Annotated in this window: 13 protein-coding genes; 1 reads left to right on the top strand and 12 read right to left on the bottom strand. The window is 64.9% G+C overall.

Annotated elements, in window-relative coordinates; translation table 11 throughout:
- The 6 genes from qhpC to EWH12_RS00570 form a co-directional block, all read right to left on the bottom strand.
- Entirely contained in the window at window positions 1-363 is a 363-nt protein-coding gene (gene qhpC / locus EWH12_RS00595) for a quinohemoprotein amine dehydrogenase subunit gamma (RefSeq protein ID WP_129925369.1), read from the bottom strand.
- Window positions 360-1,808 (bottom strand): quinohemoprotein amine dehydrogenase maturation protein, encoded by a 1,449-nt coding sequence (gene peaB / locus EWH12_RS00590; RefSeq protein WP_129925368.1) that lies wholly within the window; start codon window positions 1,806-1,808, stop codon window positions 360-362. Before peaB ends, qhpC begins: the two co-directional genes overlap by 4 nt.
- Complete coding sequence (gene peaA / locus EWH12_RS00585; RefSeq protein WP_129925367.1) at window positions 1,805-3,532, bottom strand: quinohemoprotein amine dehydrogenase subunit alpha; 1,728 nt, start codon at window positions 3,530-3,532, stop codon at window positions 1,805-1,807. The genes peaB and peaA overlap by 4 nt, the downstream gene beginning before the upstream one ends.
- 132 nt (window positions 3,533-3,664) lie before the next feature.
- Window positions 3,665-5,137, bottom strand: coding sequence for an agmatinase family protein (locus tag EWH12_RS00580; protein ID WP_129925366.1), 1,473 nt, complete (start codon window positions 5,135-5,137; stop codon window positions 3,665-3,667).
- Between the two features lie 16 nt (window positions 5,138-5,153).
- Window positions 5,154-6,506, bottom strand: a complete 1,353-nt coding sequence (locus EWH12_RS00575) for an agmatinase family protein (RefSeq protein WP_129925365.1) — start codon at window positions 6,504-6,506, stop codon at window positions 5,154-5,156.
- Entirely contained in the window at window positions 6,506-7,975 is a 1,470-nt protein-coding gene (locus EWH12_RS00570; RefSeq protein WP_242495912.1) for an agmatinase family protein, read from the bottom strand. The genes EWH12_RS00575 and EWH12_RS00570 overlap by 1 nt, the downstream gene beginning before the upstream one ends.
- 325 nt (window positions 7,976-8,300) lie before the next feature.
- On the opposite strand from EWH12_RS00570, the gene EWH12_RS00565 reads away from it, so the two are divergent.
- Complete coding sequence (locus EWH12_RS00565; RefSeq protein WP_129925364.1) at window positions 8,301-10,682, top strand: TonB-dependent receptor; 2,382 nt, start codon at window positions 8,301-8,303, stop codon at window positions 10,680-10,682.
- 121 nt (window positions 10,683-10,803) lie between these two features.
- On the opposite strand, the gene EWH12_RS00560 is transcribed toward EWH12_RS00565, so the two are convergent.
- The 6 genes from EWH12_RS00560 to EWH12_RS00535 form a co-directional block, all read right to left on the bottom strand.
- Entirely contained in the window at window positions 10,804-12,369 is a 1,566-nt protein-coding gene (locus tag EWH12_RS00560) for a tetratricopeptide repeat-containing sulfotransferase family protein (protein WP_129925363.1), read from the bottom strand.
- Window positions 12,366-13,370: a HupE/UreJ family protein gene (locus EWH12_RS00555; protein WP_242495911.1), complete on the bottom strand. Its 1,005-nt coding sequence runs from the start codon at window positions 13,368-13,370 to the stop codon at window positions 12,366-12,368. Before EWH12_RS00555 ends, EWH12_RS00560 begins: the two co-directional genes overlap by 4 nt.
- A complete protein-coding gene (locus EWH12_RS00550; RefSeq protein WP_165363552.1) occupies window positions 13,367-14,170 on the bottom strand; it encodes a peptidyl-prolyl cis-trans isomerase in 804 nt (267 codons plus the stop codon). Before EWH12_RS00550 ends, EWH12_RS00555 begins: the two co-directional genes overlap by 4 nt.
- Window positions 14,171-14,302: 132 nt before the next feature.
- Window positions 14,303-16,486 (bottom strand): xanthine dehydrogenase family protein molybdopterin-binding subunit, encoded by a 2,184-nt coding sequence (locus tag EWH12_RS00545; RefSeq protein WP_129925361.1) that lies wholly within the window; start codon window positions 16,484-16,486, stop codon window positions 14,303-14,305.
- On the bottom strand, window positions 16,483-16,953 hold the full coding sequence (locus tag EWH12_RS00540) for a (2Fe-2S)-binding protein (RefSeq protein ID WP_129925360.1): 471 nt from the start codon (window positions 16,951-16,953) through the stop codon (window positions 16,483-16,485). The genes EWH12_RS00545 and EWH12_RS00540 overlap by 4 nt, the downstream gene beginning before the upstream one ends.
- Window positions 16,954-17,013: 60 nt before the next feature.
- Window positions 17,014-17,595: a thioredoxin domain-containing protein gene (locus EWH12_RS00535; protein WP_129925359.1), complete on the bottom strand. Its 582-nt coding sequence runs from the start codon at window positions 17,593-17,595 to the stop codon at window positions 17,014-17,016.
- Between the last annotated feature and the right edge of the window lie 106 nt (window positions 17,596-17,701).

The following is a 17,701-nucleotide window of genomic DNA, read 5'->3' as shown; positions in this document are numbered from 1 at the left end:
TCATGGAAAAACAAGATCGAGACTGCGCCAATCCTTGGTGGCGGTGGCGCAGTTGCTGGCCCAGTCGGGCGAGTAATTCACATGGTCGGGCACCTGGACGGGCCAGAAGCAAGTGACGTAGCAGTCGTATATGTCGCGCTCGACCGGCTGGCAAAGGCCCGCCGTGCCGCCGCCCGCATCGACTTCCCAGCCGGGCGAAAAGGATAAAGTGCAACCCATCGGCACATGGGGCCGCGGCTGCTGCTGGAGGGCGACGACATCCTCATCCATATCGGCAGGCGTTCCGGCGGACGCCGCCTCGACCTGCGCCACCGCTTCGCCGATCGCGCGCGCCTTTTTGTTGATGGCACGAAGATGCTTCATGACAGGCCCTTTCGTTCAGCGAAGCGTTCGAGGAAGCCGGGATTTTTTACGGCCAGCACGCCGTAGATGCGCAGGCAGGTGTCGGTCCATTGCCGGATCCAGTCGCAATAATGGAGGTTGGCGTGGCCGGTGTCGCCATAGCGCACGAACGCCTCATGATGGCATCCGCCCGCGCACAGCGGACGCGCCCAGCAGCTCTGGCAGTCATATTTCGCCTCGACATGGCCCTTGGCCAGGAAATCGCCCTGCTTGGCCCGGTCGATACCGCTGGAGACATGACCCATGCTGTGCGTGTCGGCATCGGTGAAGCGATGGCAGGGGGACAGGTCGCCCGACGGACTGACCCCCATCAGACCCAGACCCGCGCCACAGGGATGCGACTTGTTGACCCCGGAAATCAGCTCGCTGATTGTCTCGCTGACATTGGTGAACCCGTGGGATTCTCCGCGCAGCGCATATTCCAGCCATTCGTCGGCGAGCAGGCTGAACTGCGCCAGCACGCTGTCCATGCCATTGTCATCCAGCGAATAGGCCCTTTCCTCGCCCGTCGTCACTGGCGCGAAGCCGACTTCGTGGAAGCCCAGATCGTCCTTCAGATGACGGAAGATGCGCACGACGTCGGTGACGCCTTCGGTCAGCGTCACGCGCGCGGTGATGGCGCGGGTCTTGTGGTGCGCGATCAGCGTGCGCAGGCGCGGCTCGATCACCGCATAGCTGCCCTTGCCATTTTTGTAGACGCGATGCTTGTCCTGCAACTCCGGCGGGCCGTCCATCGACACGGTGACGCCGATGCGATTATCGGAGAGGAATGTCACGATCTCCGGCGTCAGCAGCGTGGCGTTGGTGGTGAGGCTGTAGGTGATCGCCTTCCCCGCCGCCGCCGTGGCCGCGTTCGCATAGTCCACCACGTCGCGCAGCAGCTTGAAGTTCATCAGCGTTTCGCCGCCGAAGAAGGTGATATGCACCGCTTTGCGCCCAACCGCTTCTCTGATGAGCAGGTCGACCGAAGCCTGCGCCGTTTCCAACGTCATATATTTGGGCTTGCCCGCAGGCGTCGCGATCTTGTCCGCGCCGAATTCATAGCAATAGGTGCAGGCCAGATTGCACTGGTTGGTGACGTTCAGCACTAGCGCCTGGAGCGGAAAATCGGCCGGTGGCGCCTGCGGCATAACCGGGGCGGCTGCGCCAAGCTGGATCAGGCGGGCGGCGCGCAGTTCGCGCACCAGCGCTTCGGCATCGGCCGGATCGGTCCCGTCGCTCGACAATTCGCGCACCAGCGCAGCATGGGACAGTTCCTGTCCATCCAACCGGGTCAACACCGCGCGGACATCCGCGTCGATCTCGAAGATCGCGCCCGCGCTGACCAGATAGACGAAGTGGCCGCCGCCCGCCTGGAAGCCGTGATATTCGGCCCGGCGATAGGCGGGCGCCTGCATGACGGTCATCGCGACACCTCCGGCTGATCCCATTTCTGATAGGCGGGCACCGTCACCACCATGTAGGATCGGGCGCTCAGCGGTTTGCCGAACTTGTCCTTTTCCGTCTTGGCGGTCGCGACGACCCAGACTTCGCCATAATTGTTGCGGCCAAAGCGGCGGGCCGGGTTCGGCCCTTCCTCGGCGGGGGTGAAGAAGGCGGTGGGGCTGAGCGCCCCGACATATTTGGTGTCGTCGTCATAATAGACCGACAGGAATTCCTGCATCGCCCACTCGGCGGCAACCGGCCCAACGGCGATGTCGTCGGGCGTGTTAGGCTTGCCGTCGAGGCCGTTTTCGTAGCCGATCGCCTCGAACTGCTGATAGCCTTTGGGGAATTTGATGCCGCCCAGCCGCGACAGCGCGGTTTCAGGCGTCGCCTTGATATAGTCGATCTTGTGGAATACCGGGAAGGCCTGCTCCAGCACCGCGCCGGCGATCGCGACGTCGCGCTGACCGGACGATGCGCCGGGTGCGACATCGGCGGTGACGACCAGTTCCTTGGGGCTGGCCGACACGATTCTGGCGACCGTCACGCCTGCGCCCAGATCGATATCGGCGGCGCTGGGCGAAGCGGGCAAGTTGTGGCCCAGGATGCGCAGTTGCACGCCCTTGCTCCCAGCTTTCACCGGCCCCGGCGTCACCGCCAGGATCGCGGGCGCGGCGGTCGCGCGGACCAGCTTCACGTCATAGCCAAATTCCTGATAGTCGCCCCAGAACCAGCGGCCCTGCGCGCTCTGCTGGTCGGGCGCGAACCACATCGCTTCGCGCGCCGCGCTGCCAAGGTCATCGGGCTTGGCAGCGCCTGCGCCGGTGGACGACCCGCGCCAGCTATAGCCGGCATAGACGATGCCAGTGCCGGTGCGGCCGATCGTGCCACCGTCCGTCAGGGATCGCAGCGTCGCGCTGGTGGTAAATTCGTCGGCTTGCTTGCCCGGCGCCACGGTAAGTTCGCCGACATAGCGGCCCTTGCCCGGCACCGATGCGACGACCAGCCATTCGCCAGCCAGGCGCGGATTGCGCTGGCGCGCGCTCCAGGCGGCCCATTCGGGGGTGTGCAGCGGCGCGACCTTGGGCAGATAGGTCAGCGCATAGTCGCCGCGGGTCAGCTTGTCCTTGGGATCGCGTCCGACAGGCTGTTCGGCATCTTCGGCCGGGCGACGATATTGGGCGTCGGCCTGCGAATAGAGGGCGACGTGCAAGTCCTGCAACGTCTTCCATTCCAGCTTCGACCGGCGCCAGGACAGGGGCTGGGCATAGCTGTGGCAACTCGCGCAGGCGCCGCGCATGGTTTCGTTGGGGATGATCGTTTCGTCCAGCATCCGCTTTTCGGGCAGATACATGACCGGACGGGCCTCTTCGGGCGCAAGGCCGTGCGAGGCGGAGAGCGACTTCACGATCGCCCGGCTTTCTTCCGGCGTGATCGCCAGACCGTTCAGGCGCACCATCCGTTTGATCGCCTGCGCCCAGCCCTCCGGCGTGGTGCGGACCCAACTGATCCGCGACAGATTGCCCTTGGCGTCCGCGGTGTGGCAGGCGCTGCATTTTTCGGTGACGAGCGGATCGGTGACGGGGATGCCCGCTTCCGTCTCCTTCATCGTCGCGCCATCGGGGCCGCCATCCGCCTGGGCGAACACGACCGACGCGGAAAAGAGCGCAACCAAGCCAAATTTCGTGACGGGAAGCCGCTTCACCCTGTATGTCCCCCTTGGCGCCCAGCCATTTGCCTTGGGCGGATGTCGAAGCCTAAGCAGGCGCTCGAACGGCGCTATTGCCCAAATGACGTATGGCGGCTGCGCAATCCGCCATCAGAATCTTGACGAGTGTCACGATTTCTTTTTCGGACCGTAATAGGCATCCTGCCCATGTTCGGACGACACCGGATTCCAGTAGCGGGGCGGCAGGCCCTTCTTGCGCATGGCGATCCCGGTCAAGCAGGCGTTCAGCAGATAGTTGCTGTTGAGCGCCGTCTTGTAGCTGGTGTCGAGATAGGGCGCGACTTCAACAATATCGATGCCGGCGATGTCGTTTTCGGCGCAGAGCCGCCGCATGATCGGTTGCGCTTCGCGCATCGTCAGGCCGCCGGGAACGGGCGTGCCGGTGCCGGGCATGAAAGCGGGGTCCAGCACGTCGACGTCGAAGCTGATCCATAGCTTCTTGGCGTTCTGGCGCGCTTCGGCGATGGCGCGGTCCATCACCTTGTCCCAGCCATGTTTCTCCACCTCTACCATGGTGTGGTAGCGCATCCCCTTGTTGCGCATCCAGCCAAAGGTTTCGAGATCCGGGCCGCGCGCGCGCAGGCCGACCTGGATATAATCCTGCGGCCGGACATGGCCTTCGTGCAGAACGCGATAGACGGGCGAGCCGTGGGTGATCCAGTGAACGCCGTTGCGCCCGACATCATAATGGCTGTCGAAATGGACGACGCTGACATTGCCCTTGCCATGGACGTCCGCCGCCGCCGCGACATTGGGATATTCCAGACTATGATCGCCGCCGATGACGATCGGGATCGCGCCGGTGCGGGCGATTTCGCGCACCATCTCGCGCACATGGGCGACCGAGCGTTCGGTGCTGTTCTGGTCGATGGCGATGTCGCCATAATCGACGATCTCCAGCACGGAGCCGGGGTTGATCATCGCATACATGTCGTTGCCGCCCGCGCCGCCGGTCATGCGCAGCGCGCGCGGCCCGTCGATCGCGTTGCGCCAGCCCGATCCCATGTCCAGCGGCGCGCCCACGATCGCGACATCGACCTTGCCCGCCTTCAAATCTTCCGGCGTCATCGCCACCGGCGCGCCCGCAAAGGTTGCAAAACCGCCACGCCGCCCACCGATGTAACGGCCCAGGTCCATGGGGCCAGCATCGCGCCTGGGGTCCATCACCAGCGGCCGCTTCGCCTTCCAGGCGTTGAACCAGGCCGACCGGGTGTCGAGCGGGATCGTCCTGGCGTCGCGCCCTTCCTGAAATTCGACCTGCGCATGGAGCGCCGCAATCGCATCGATATAGGCGGCCAGTTCGGTCGCCGGCATGGTGCGGATGCGGCCGAACAATGCATCTTTCTCGACATAGCGGCCGGTGCGCCCCTGCTTGATGAGGGCCACTTTCTCCGGTGCAATGCCAGAAAGCTTCGCCATGACATCGGCGGGAATCTCGATGGGCTTGGGTTCTCCCATGATATCTTCCTGCGGCAAAGGCGGCGGCGGGTTGGGCGTGTCGAAGCCATTGCCCGCCACCACGGCGGAGGCCGCCGCGGCCGCCGCCATGCCCCATCCGCTTATCGCATTGATCGACGGCATGGCGGTTCTCCCTGGTTCAGCGCTTGGCGGTCTGGACCGACGTCGCGCCCGTCTTGCGTATCGCGATGCCGCTCAGGCAGGCGTGCAGGATGTAGTTGGCGCTCATCCGGCTGACATAGGTCGGGTCCAGGATCGGCGCGGCGTCGAGCAGGTCGAAGCCCACCACCTTGGTCTGGGCGCAGATCTGGCGGACCATCGGAATGGCCTCCCGCATCGTTATGCCGCCCGGCACCGGGCGACCGGACGCGGGCGCATCGCCCGGATCGAGCACGCTCATGTCGAAGGAGACGAAGACATTTTCCGGCCCCGTCTTCAGGCCCGCGATCAGATCGGTCGTGACCGCCTGCCAGCCTTTTTCCTGGATCGCCGCCGTCGGCACGATCTTCGCGCCTGCGTCGGTCAATCGCTTCTGCGTCGCCGGGCCAGCATCGCGGCCATGCAGGCCGACCAGCGTCACGTCGCTCCCGCGGAGCAGATTCTGCTCCAGCAGGCGGGTCAGCGTCTGGTTATCGGAAATCAGATGATCGCCGTTCAGTTCGGCATCGGCATGGGCGTCGAACTGGACCAGCGCGACCTTGCCCGCGCCATAGACGTCCACCATCGCGGCGACATCGGGGAACATGATCGTATGGTCGCCGCCGACGATGAAGGGAACGACGCCGACACTGGCCATTTCCGCGATCATGGCGCGGATATGGTCCAGGCCCCGGTCGGGCGCCATATAATCGGGGGTCAGGTCACCATAATCGGCGATCGAGAGGACAAGGCCCGGATCGACCCCGCCATCGGCATCCGCTCCGACCAGGCCATCCATGCCGCGCAGCGCCATCGGCGCATGTTTCGCGTCACGCCAGCCCGACGAGAAGTCGAGCGGCACGCCGACGAAGGCGACCTCCACCTTGCCCGCGACCAGATCTTCCTTGCGGATCGCCACCGGCGCGTCAGCAAAGGTCGGGATACCGCCCTTTTGAAACATATAGCGTTTCAGGCTGAACGGGCCGTCTTCACGCGCCAGCTTGTCGAACATCTTGGGACGAACCGTGGTGCTGGCGTTCCAGCCGCGCGCCTGCGGGTTGAGCGCGATTTCCGCGGGATCGCGGCCTGCCTTATATTTGCTGTCCTCCACCACCGCCATCAGCGCGGTCGCATAGGCATCGACGTCGGCGGCCGGGCGGCCGGCCAGCGCGATCTGCAACTTCTCCGGCGTCAGGCCGAACCGTTCCAGCGTTGCGGGATCGGACAGGAACGCTTTCTTTTCCGGCGAAAGGCTGGCGAGCGGGTCGCTGCCTTGCGCCAGCGCCGGCGCGGCAAGCGTCGCCAAGGCAAGGCAGACGGCGGCGCTGCGCGCCAGCAGGATGGAGCGTGCCATCAGTTCTTCTTCCCATAATAAGCGTCCAGCCCGTGATCGACCGAAACAGGGTTTAGATAGCCGGGCTTCAGCCCCTTCTTGCGCATGGCGATGCCGGCCAGGCAGGCGTTCAGCAGGAAATTGCTGTTGAGCGCGGTCTTGTAGCTGGTGTCGAGATAGGGCGCGACTTCAACGATATCGATACCCGCAATGTCGTTCTGGGCGCACAGGTTGCGCATGATCGGCTGCGCTTCGCGCATCGTCAGGCCGCCGGGAACGGGCGTGCCGGTGCCGGGCATAAAAGCGGGGTCCAGCACGTCCACGTCAAAGCTGATCCACAGCTTCTTGGCCTTTTCCCGCGCTTCCTTGAGCGCGCGGGCCATCACCTTGTCCCAGCCCCATTTCTCGACCTCGACCATGGTGTGATAACGCATCCCCTTGTTGCGCATCCAGCCGAAGGTTTCGAGGTCGGGACCACGGGCGCGCAGGCCGACCTGGATATAGTCGCTGCCGCGAACATGGCCTTCGCTGATGACGCGATAGACCGGCTGGCCATGATCGAGCAGATGCACGCGCCCGCGCCCGATATCATAATGGCTGTCGAAGTGGATGACGCTGACATTGCCTTTCCCATGCACGTCTGCGGCTGCCGCGACATTGGGATATTCCAGACTGTGGTCGCCGCCAATGACGATCGGGATCGCTCCGGTCTTGGCAATCTCGCCCACCATGTCGCGCACATGATCGACGCTGCGTTCAGTGCTGTTCTGGTCGATGGCGATGTCGCCATAGTCGACGATCTTGAGCGCGGCGTTGGGGTTGATCATCGAATACATGTCGTTGCCGGCCGCGCCGCCGGTCATGCGCATCGCACGCGGCCCGTCGATCGCGTTGCGCCAGCCCGATCCCATGTCGAGCGGCGCGCCGACGATCGCGACGTCCACCTTGCCCGCAACCAGATCGTCCGGTGTCATCGCCGCCGGCGCGCCGGCAAAGGTGGCAAAGCCGCCGCCCCAGCCGCCGACATAGCGGGTCAGTTCGATCGGGCCGGCCGCCCGCTTGGGATCGAGCGCGCCCGATCGCCTCGCCTTCCAGGCGTTGAACCAGGGCGAGCGGGTGTCGAGCGGAATGGCGGCCAGATCGCGCCCGGCCTTATATTCCACCTGCGCGTGGAGCGCCTGCATCGCATCGATATAGGCGCTGATCTCTTCCGGTGTGCCCTTGCGGATGCGGTCGAACAATGCGTCCTTTTCGACATAGCGGCCAGTGACGCCGCTTTTCAGGAAATCGATCTTCGCCTGATCGACACCCGCCAGCTTCGCCTCGACATCCTTGGGCAGCTCCAGCGGCTTGGGCCGACCCATATCATCTTCCAGCGGCGTCTGCATCGCGGGGGTGCCGGCATTGCGATCGGGCACGCCCGCTATCGCAGCGCCCATCGCCGCGATCCCGGCCATGCTCCATCCCGTGATGGCGGTCATTGACGACATGCATAGTCTCCAGCCCCGCAAGCGGGCATAGGCATCAGGAAGGGGGCGGAAAATCCGCCTTCGACCCGATGGGTAGGCGGTCCGCCCCCTCGATCCCAATAGGGCGTTTGACGTAGGACCGCGCCATGGCGGGATAGACGGACAAGCTACGTCAAATGCCCCATGTTTGAGTGCCTGCGCGCTCCATAGCCTCTGCGCCATGCCAAAAGCCAAGAGGCGGCAGGTCATGCCGCCCGCCGCGCCATGGCTGCGTCACATGCACGCCATGGCCGATCCAGGCAGAGGATTACGACCGGGGAAGAATTGCAAAAAGAAGGGGAACACCATGTCGTATCGCGCAAAGCTCAAGCTGGGACTATTGTCCGCGACGATCATATCCAGCGCCGCGGCGGCCATGCCCGCCATGGCCCAGACCGCGCCCGCCGCTACAGCGGCCGAAGCGGACGGCGACGTCATCGTCGTCACCGGCACCCGCCGCAGCACCACGCTGATGGAAACGCCGATCAATATTTCGGCCGTGGGCGCCGAGCAGCTGGCCAGCCAGCAGATCGATGACATCCGCGACATCGCCGCCTTTACGCCGGGCATCACCATCACCGATACTGGCCCCTATGGCGCAGCCAACATCGTGATGCGCGGTCTTTCGGCCAGCGACACCAGCTCCACCGGCGGCAACAGCGATACCGCGATCGGCATCTATCTGGGCGATGTGCCGCTCTATGTCGATTACAAGCTGATCGATCTGGAGCGCGTCGAAACGCTGCTCGGCCCACAGGGCACGCTTTACGGTCTGGGTACGCTGGCCGGCGCGATCCGTTATATCCCCAACCGCCCCGATCCGACCCAATTCAGCGGCGAAGTCTATGGCCGCGCCTATGACGTCGCCCATAGCAAGGGCATCGGCTATGTTGGTTACGGCGTGCTCAACGTCCCGATCGTCAAGGACGCGATCGCCTTCCGTACCGTCACCGGCTATTATTACGATCCCGGCTTCATCGATTATCCGTTCATCCTCAAATCGCCCGGCACGTCCCTGCCCCAACCGGGCAGCGTCGCCAACCCCACCGGCACCGATGCCGACAAGGCGGCGAACTTCGCGGGCCGCAAGGATCTGAACTCCGAAAAGACCTTCACCAGCCGCAACCAGCTCGGTTTCACGGGCGCGGATTTCCAGGCCTATTTCACTTACGCCTTCCAGCAGACCAAGACCCAGGGCCGCCAGGCGACCGGTGGCAATGTGATTGGCGAAGGCAGATATGAAGCGCCATGGCGCTCCGCCGAGCCGTCCAAGCGCACCTCGCAGCTCGTTTCGCTCGAAGTGCAGGGCAATATCGCCGACGTGGCGCAGGCGATCTTCGTGTCGGCATACACCAACAAGAAACGCCGCAGCTCGATCGACGTGACCGATCTGCTGCTCGACCTCGACTATGATTACGAACTGTTCCCGGCCTTCTCCGGCTATACCCAATCGCGTGGCACGGACGAGCAATATAATCAGGAAGTGCGGCTGGTTTCCACCCATGGCGGCCCGTTCAGCTGGGTCTTGGGCGGCTTCTGGAATCGGCAGAGCACCAATTCCGACTATCGTGAGATCGTGCCTGGTTACCCGGCCTATGCGGGCATCAATCGGCCTGACGAAGTCGAGTATGCGTCCTATGTAAAGACCAAGCTCGACGAGAAAGCGATCTTCGGCGAAGGCAGCTTCAGGATCACGCCGCAATGGCAGGTGACGGCGGGCATCCGCTATTTCAAATATGCCGCCGACGTGCTGGGCGGCACCGCCTTGCCACTGTTCCAAACTTTTCCTGCGATCAACTTCCGCTCGCGCGCCGGTTCGACCGGCAAGGACGGCACGGTCTGGAAGTTCAACAGCTCCTACAACATCACACCGGACCTGATGGTGTGGGGCACCTATTCGAAGGGCTATCGCATCGGGGGTGTCAATCGCGTCGCGCCCTGCGTCCTGCCGCTGCCGCCTGGCCAGAATCTCTGCGCACTTGAAAACGAACTGTCTTATGGACCGGACGCGGTCAAGAATGCCGAAATCGGCGTTCGCGCCCAGTTGTTCGATCGCAAGCTGTCGATGAGCCTGTCGGCGTTCAAGATCAAATGGAACGGTATCCAGCTGGATGGCCAGACCGCCAATGGCGCGATCGGCATCATCACCAATGGCGGCGCGGCGGAATCGAAGGGCATCGAATTCTCCTTCGATGCGCGGCCGATCCAAGGCCTCTCCATTCGCGGCAACTACAGCTATCTCGACGCGAAGCTGACCGAGGATGTGCCACAGCTTCTGTCAGTCCAGGGCGGCGATCTGGTCGATGTGTTCGCTGGCGACCGCCTGCCGGGTTCGACCAAGAACAGCGGCGCCATCGGCGTCACCTACGATATTCCCATGGGTGACAACGCATTGGTGCTGGGCTGGACCACCACCTACACCGGCGGCATCTACAGCCGTCCGGGCCTGCGTGGCGGTGGCGAGCGTATCCCGGCCTACACAATGAGCCGCGCGAACATCAGCTACAAGACCGACGCCTATGAAATCGGGGTGTTCGCCAACAACATCTTCGACAAATATGCGATCACGGGCATTGGCAACGACCTGACCCGCTATGGCCTGGTCAACGACGGCGTCATCTATCGCGGCTATGCCCAGTCGGTCGCGCAGCCGCGCGTGATCGGCGTCGAAAGCCGCCTGAAGTTCTGATCGCGGTTTACAGGATAGGAGAAGGGCGTCTTCCAGATTGGAAGACGCCCTTTTTTGGTCCCGTCCACGCCGTGCCTGACATACAAAAACGATGTTGGAAAGATCGCCGAGACTGCGCCGCTCAGGCCACGGCGATGCCCTGCGCCACTAGCCAGTCGCGGACCGGGACCAGCGCCCCTTCATGCCGTTTCCAGCGCGCCACCGCATCGGCATTGAGCGGACGGCGCACCTGCGCCGCGCTGGGCGTCGCGACCGCCGCCTTGTTTTCATGGAAGGACAGGCAGGCTGCGTCCCATTCCAGCCCGCAATGGTCCAGCAGGCGGCGCGTCTGGCCCTCCTGATCGGCGACCAATGCTTCATAGGAAAACTGGAGCACCCGGCCGGAAAACAGTCGATCCCACAGCGCCATCAGTCGGTCGAAGCGCGCATAATAGCGCGCAATGTCCATCAGGTCATAGCTATAGGCGTAATAAGCCGACTGGCTGGCGAAGAGATTCTTATAGTTGCTCCACAGCGTATCCATCGGATGGCGGCGCAGGCAGACGATCTTCGCCTGCGGCAGCGCGTGCAGGATATGGCCGACATAAAGAAAATTAGCCGGCAGCTTGTCGGTAAAGCGCGCCTTCCCGTCGGGCCGATGATGGCTGGCGCGCGTCATATAGGCCTGTCCCATCGCTAGCGGGTCTGCCCCCCCACTCGCCGCGATCGTATCCGGGTCGATCACCAGCCGGGATCGCGTGCCAGACAATTGCTTCACCGCCAGCGGCATCGCCTGCAACTCGCCCGCCGACCCGACTTGGCAGTGGGACGACAGGATGCGATCGACCAAGGTCGTGCCAGTGCGCGGCATACCGGTGACGAAGATCGGCGCAGGATCGTCCAGTCCCGCGCCCCAACCTTTGGGCGCGCCGTCCGCAAACAACCGTTCGATCGCGTCGAAGATCGCCGCATCGGCCGCAAAATCATAGCCGATCGCCTGTTTGTGCGCAGCATTGGCCGCAGCAAGATGGGCGAAAGCGTCGGCGGCGTTCCCTATATCCTCATGGCTCTTGGCCAGCGCATAGCGAATGCGCAGCCTGTCTTCGGACCGCTGCGCTTTCGCCAAGGCCCCCTCCAGTCGCGGCACGTGATTGGCCTGTACGCTCTGCCGCGACAGAATGGCCAGCGCATAATGGACCCGCGCGTCCCCCGGATCGGCGCGCAATATCACCTCATAATGATCCCGCGCCGCATCGACCCGCCCGGTGAAACCGCAGGCGGCAGCAAGATTGTAGCGATAGCTCAGATTATCCGGCTCGGCCGCCACCGCCCCCTCGAACGGCGCAACCGACGCCGCATGATCGCCCAGCCGCGCCAGCACGCAGCCGATCGTATCGAGCGTCAGCGCATCGTCCGGGGCTGCCGCCAACGCATCGCGCGCCGCCCTGCCAGCCTCGCCATCGCGCCGCAGCAGGATGAGCAGGCGCGCATATTGGGCGAGATGCTCGGCCTGCCCACCCCGCGCCACCGCCTGTTCCAGCATAGGCAGCGCCTTGGCCATCTGCCCCGCTTCGGCCGCCGCCATGCCCAGCAGGAAGAAACCGGCGGGGCGTTCGGGCTGCTCCATCGCCAGGCGTTGCGCCGCCTGCGCCGCAGCGGTCAAATCGCCCCGCGCCAGCGCCGCGCGAGTCAGCGCCTCCAGGCTCATGCCATCCCCAAGGTGAAGCCCGCCACCCGCTCCATCACCCAGAAACAACCGACGATCCCGGCGCCATAAAGCGCGGCCTGCCGCACCCATTGGTCGCGATCGAAGATCGCCGCCAGCTTCAGCGCGCCCAGGACGCAGGCGACGAAGATCAACTGCCCCAGCTCGACGCCCCCGTTGAAGAAGAGCAGCCCCGACAGCCTTTCCTGCGGCGCGACGCCCAGTTCGCGTAGCACCGTCGCAAAGCCCAGCCCATGAAGCAAACCAAAGCCCGCCACGACAGTCAGTTGCCGGCGACGCTTGGCCGGATCGGCCCTGTCCTCCTCTTTCGCGCGGATCGCTTCGCGCGCCATGAACGCGATGGACAGCGCGATCACCGCCTCCACCGGCGGAACCGGCACGGTGACGATGTCGAAGAAGGCCAGCGCCAGGCTGAGCGAATGGCCGATGGTGAAGGTCGTCACCAACCCCAGCAGGAAGTGCCCGCGCGCCAGCAGGCAGAGGCACAGGACGAAGGCCAGATGATCCCAGCCGCCCAATATGTGGACGATGCCCTGTCCCGTATATTCGACCGCGATTTCGGGCAGGGCGCGCGTCCGCGCCGCCGTCTCACCGATCGGCAGCGACAGGCTGTCGCCGTCGGGCTGGAGCGCCTGCTGCACCCGCGCGCCGGTGGCGGTGGACAGAAATGTGCCGCCATCGACCGCCCAGGGGGTAACGATCGCATCGTCGACCCCCAGCGCCCGGTCGCAGGCGATGCCGATCGCATAGCGGGTCATCACCGTTTCGGTCAGCCTCTCCCGGCTGGTTTCGCGGCACCCTTCGGGCAGGCCGAGCGGCTTGTCGCTGGCGAGGACCGACGGGACCGACGCGCTCAATTCGAAACTGCCGGGGTCCGCGCCCTGCTGGATATTGAAATCGCCGACGCGGAACACGTCCGCCTGCGCCGGGGCGGCCAAGCCCAGGAACAGCGTCAGGATCAGCAGCAGGCGGCGCACCATCATTGCTCCACCTGGATGCGGTAGGCGCTTTCAAGCTTGCGCACTTCCTTCTCGACCAGCGCGCCGGTTTCCGCGGCCAGATAGTCCTGGCTCACCTGATCGCGCACATCGGTATAGGGCAGCATCGCGGACGGGCCGCGATCGCGCACCCGCGCAAAATGCCAGCCACGGGTCGATTGGAGCGGGCCGATCCACGCCCCGGCCGGCGCCTTTTTCAGCGCATCGGTGAAGGGCTGGCCAAACATCCCGCGCACCATGGATTCGCCGTAGTTGGGCAGGTCGTGGCCCATCCAGAAATCATCGCCCTTGACCGTGCCGCCCGCGCGCAGCGTCGCCAGCATCGCGGGCGCATCCGCCGGCTTCCGCTCGAAAAAGACATGGTCGAGCGACATGCGCGGTTCGGCGCGATAGAGATCGCGATGACCGGCATAATAGCCCATCAACTGGTCTTCGCTCGGTTCGGCAGGCGCGCCCGCGATCATGAAACGGACCCGATCGATCAGCCGCTGCTTGGTGGTCTTGTCGGTCATGTGCATCCCCCGCTCCACCGCTTCGCGGAACAGCAGTTCGTCGGCGACATAATCGTGGATCAGCTTGGCCTTGGCCTGCGCATCGGGCTTCCTGCCCGCCATCATCTCATAATCGTCGGACAGGCTTTTCTGAACCGACAGCGGCACGTCGATCGTCGCGCGACTGGCCGTCACCGCCCAATAGAGCACGAAGATCGCCCCCGACACGACCACAAAGACGAGGAACGGATCGCGCGCCGCCAAAGCGCGCAGCGGGGCAGTCAAACGGCGCATCAGCGCGTGCATCCTTTCACACCCGCCCGATGGAGCGGGCGTTCTTCGCAAAGGTTATGACGATCCTGCGGACTCGTCCACCTACGTCAAATGACGCATGGGTGCAGCCCCCGGCGATAGCAACGAGGCCTATTAAACCAGCATCTCCGCCGTAACCGGCAGGGTGCGGATGCGCTTGCCGGTCGCGGCGTGGATGGCGTTGACCAGGGCGGGGATGACCGGCGGCAGGGCGGGTTCGCCCAGGCCGGTGGGCGGATAATCGGTCTTCACGAACTCCACCACGATCCGCGGCGCATCGGCGATGCGCAGATAGGGGTGGGTATCGTAATTGGCCTGCTCCACCGCGCCGGCGACCTGGGTGATCTGCTGACCGGCCAGCGCCTGACCCAGCCCCTCGATCACAGACCCTTGCGCCTGATGCAGCGCGTTGATCGGGTTGATGATCTGGCTGCCGACATCGCCCGCGACCCAGACGGTCTTCACCTTGGGCATCCCATCGACGATCGCCACTTCCAGCACTTCGGCGAAATAGCCCATATGGCTGTAATAGAAGGCGAAGCCCTTGCCCGTGCCCCTGGGCAGCGCCTTGCGCGTCGCCCAGCCACCCATGGCGAGCGCCTTTTCGATCACGCCTTGCGCGCGGGCGGTAACGAAGGGCGGCTGGTTGGGGCCGCGCGGCAGTTCCTTTGGATCGCGTAGCAGCTCCAGCATGAGGGTCGGCAGATCCTTGCCCGCCGCCTGCGCGACCTCGTCGAGAAAGGCCTGGGTGACGAAGGCCAGCGCGTTGGAGCCGGGCGCGCGCAGCCAGCCGGTCGGCATGTTGGTGGAAAGGAAACTCTGTTCCAGCAGGACATTGTCGATCAAACCGGCGGGCAGTTCGCTGGCGGGCATTTCCGCGGATCGCACCGGCTTGCCATCCTTGCCGAAGGTGACGAAATGATCGTGGAAGGCGGTCAGCTTGCCGCCCTTGTCGAGCGCGGCGCGGAAACCGTGCCAGCCGGCGGGGCGATAAAAATCGCGCTGGATATCCTGCTGCCTGTTCCACAGCAGCTTGACCGGCACGCCCGGCACCTGCGCGGCGATCGACGCCGCCTGCACCATATAGTCGTTCATCAGCCGCCGACCGAAGCCGCCGCCGATGCGGGTGAAGTTGATGCGAATCTTTTCGGGCGGCAGGTTCAGCGCCTTGGCCACCAGCCCGCGCCCGCTTTCGGGATTTTGCGTCGGCGCCCAGATTTCAACCGCGCCGTCCTTGAACAAAGCGGTGCAATTTTGCGGCTCCATCGTGCCATGCGCGAGGAAGGGATAGTCATAGTCGGCCGTGACCGTCTTGGCCGCGCTGGCGAAAGCGGCATCGACGTCGCCGGTGCGGACGATGTCGGCATCCGCCTTGCCCTTGCGCTTGGCCGCCGCCTGGCTCGCATAGCTTTCGGTCGAAAAGCCGCTGACCGCGCTGACATCCCAGTCGATCTTGAGCGCGTCGCGCGCCTGGTTGGCGCTCCACCAGCTTTTCGAGAGGATGGCGACGCCATCAAAGCCGGATTCCGGCGTGCCGTCGCCCTTGATCGACAGCACATGGGCCACGCCGGGCAACGCTTTCACTTCGTCCAGATTGACGGACTTGATCGTGCCGCCGAACGCCGGGCAGGTTTCCAGAACGGCGTAGAGCATGTTCGGCAGCTTGAAATCGATGCCGAACAGCGGCTTGCCCGCGACGATGGCGGGGGTGTCGACGCCCACGACCGACTGGCCGATGATGCGGAAATCGGCGGGGTCCGTCAGCTTGAGCGTCGCCGGATCAGGCGCGGGCAGTTTCGCCGCCGCCGTGGCGAGCGAAACATAAGTCGCCGACTTGCCTGATTTTGGATCACTGACTGTGCCGCCCGCCGTCTTCAGCGTTTCAGGCGCGACACCCCAGCCCTGCGCCGCCGCCGCGACCAGCATCGCACGCGCCGCTGCGCCCGCCTGTCGCGTAGGCAGCCATTCGCGCGGCGTCGTGCGGCTCCCACCCGCGCTCTGGCCGCCGAAGACCTTGGCGTCGGCATGGGTCTGCTCGATCGTCACCTGGCTCCAGTCGACGCCCAGTTCCTCGGCGATCATCATCGGCAGCATGGTCTTGGCGCCCTGCCCGATCTCCGCATTTTTCGCGCCGATGACGACGCGGTTGTCGGGCAGGATGCGGATGAAGGCGGTCAGGATCACCGGTGTCCCGTCGGCCGCCCGCGCCAGCGGCACGTTGAGGTCGAACAACAACCCGCCGCCCGCCAGCAGCGAAGCGGAGATGAAGCCCCGGCGCGAAAGAGCAGCGGCGCTCATGCCTGCACGTCCTGAATGCCGGCGGCGTCCTTGATCGCGGCGCGGATGCGCACATAGGTGGAGCAGCGGCAGAGATTGCCCATCATCGCCGCATCGATCTCTTCATCGCTGGGTTTTGGCGTCGTCGCGAGCAAGGCGGTGGCGCTCATGATCTGCCCGGCCTGGCAATAGCCGCATTGCGGCACGTCATGCTTCACCCAGGCGGCGGCGATGCGCGTGCCGGGATCGCCCGTCTGCACCCCCTCGATCGTGGTGATCGCCTTGCCGGCGACATCGCCAAGCGGCGTCTGGCAGGATCGCACCGCCTCCCCGCCGACATGCACGGTGCAGGCCCCGCACAGCCCCGCGCCGCAGCCGAACTTGGTGCCGACCATGTCGAGATCCTCGCGCAGCACCCACAGCAGCGGTTTGGCGCTGTCGCCATCGACCTGCCGTTTCTGACCATTGACCGTGAAGCTGATCGCCATGTCTCTACCCCGTCTCTTTTACCGCCATTAGAGGCGCATCCGCACGCGTCTGTCCAGTCGTCATGACAGCAGCGATACGACATCCCCGCTGTCGCGCGCGACCGGGCGCGGCTGGACATGGACCAGCAACGCGTCGAGCTGGTCGCGCGCCTCCACCACGCCGCGCGCCAGCAGCCGCCCGCGCGCGTCGATCAGCGCGGCGGACGGTCGGTCGCCGGACCGGAAATCGCGCATCACCTCGGCGCTCATGATGACGTCGGTGTCGCGGATATGATGCTGGCGCAGCATGTCGCCATAGTCTTCCGCCCGTCCTTCCCCCAGGAACAGCAGCCGCAGCCGCTTGCGATCGGTCAGCGCCAGCGCATCACGGATCGCGGCGCGGCTGGCCGGGCAATCGGGACGGATGAACAGCAGCAGCAGCGCGCGCCCGTCCGCGCTCGGCCCGCCGATCGTCAGCATGTCCCCGGCCAGGGTCGGCGCGCTGACCACCGGGGCCGCGCCGCCGGGACCGGGCAGGCCCGTACGTTGCGCCATCGGCGTGGCGCGATCCTGCAACAGCCGCACCTGGCGCGCCAGCGCGACCACCGCCACCACCAGCAGGATGACGATGATCCAGAGGAGGAAGAGAGACGCGATCAGCACCAGGCGGTCATGCTCACAGACATTGGAGCATGGCGCTAACCCGGCGATCCGCGCCGCTCGATAGGGCGTTTGACGTAGGGCCTCGGCCGGGCATCCCGCTATGCCG

Origin of the sequence: Sphingobium cupriresistens (genome assembly GCF_004152865.1) — a bacterium.
Taxonomy (GTDB): Bacteria; Pseudomonadota; Alphaproteobacteria; order Sphingomonadales; family Sphingomonadaceae; genus Sphingobium; species Sphingobium cupriresistens.
Note: the sequence above shows the minus strand (reverse complement) of the source record. Positions and strands in the feature narration are given on the sequence as shown.

What these genes read in the sequence shown, in the direction of transcription:
- qhpC (WP_129925369.1), bottom strand. Translation starts at nt 363, where the DNA reads ATGAAGCATCTTCGTGCCATCAACAAAAAGGCGCGCGCGATCGGCGAA.
- peaB (WP_129925368.1), bottom strand. Translation starts at nt 1,808, where the DNA reads ATGACCGTCATGCAGGCGCCCGCCTATCGCCGGGCCGAATATCACGGC.
- EWH12_RS00580 (WP_129925366.1), bottom strand. Translation starts at nt 5,137, where the DNA reads ATGCCGTCGATCAATGCGATAAGCGGATGGGGCATGGCGGCGGCCGCG.
- EWH12_RS00575 (WP_129925365.1), bottom strand. Translation starts at nt 6,506, where the DNA reads ATGGCACGCTCCATCCTGCTGGCGCGCAGCGCCGCCGTCTGCCTTGCC.
- EWH12_RS00570 (WP_242495912.1), bottom strand. Translation starts at nt 7,975, where the DNA reads ATGTCGTCAATGACCGCCATCACGGGATGGAGCATGGCCGGGATCGCG.
- EWH12_RS00565 (WP_129925364.1), top strand. Translation starts at nt 8,301, where the DNA reads ATGTCGTATCGCGCAAAGCTCAAGCTGGGACTATTGTCCGCGACGATC.
- EWH12_RS00560 (WP_129925363.1), bottom strand. Translation starts at nt 12,369, where the DNA reads ATGAGCCTGGAGGCGCTGACTCGCGCGGCGCTGGCGCGGGGCGATTTG.
- EWH12_RS00555 (WP_242495911.1), bottom strand. Translation starts at nt 13,370, where the DNA reads ATGATGGTGCGCCGCCTGCTGCTGATCCTGACGCTGTTCCTGGGCTTG.
- EWH12_RS00550 (WP_165363552.1), bottom strand. Translation starts at nt 14,170, where the DNA reads ATGCGCCGTTTGACTGCCCCGCTGCGCGCTTTGGCGGCGCGCGATCCG.
- EWH12_RS00545 (WP_129925361.1), bottom strand. Translation starts at nt 16,486, where the DNA reads ATGAGCGCCGCTGCTCTTTCGCGCCGGGGCTTCATCTCCGCTTCGCTG.
- EWH12_RS00540 (WP_129925360.1), bottom strand. Translation starts at nt 16,953, where the DNA reads ATGGCGATCAGCTTCACGGTCAATGGTCAGAAACGGCAGGTCGATGGC.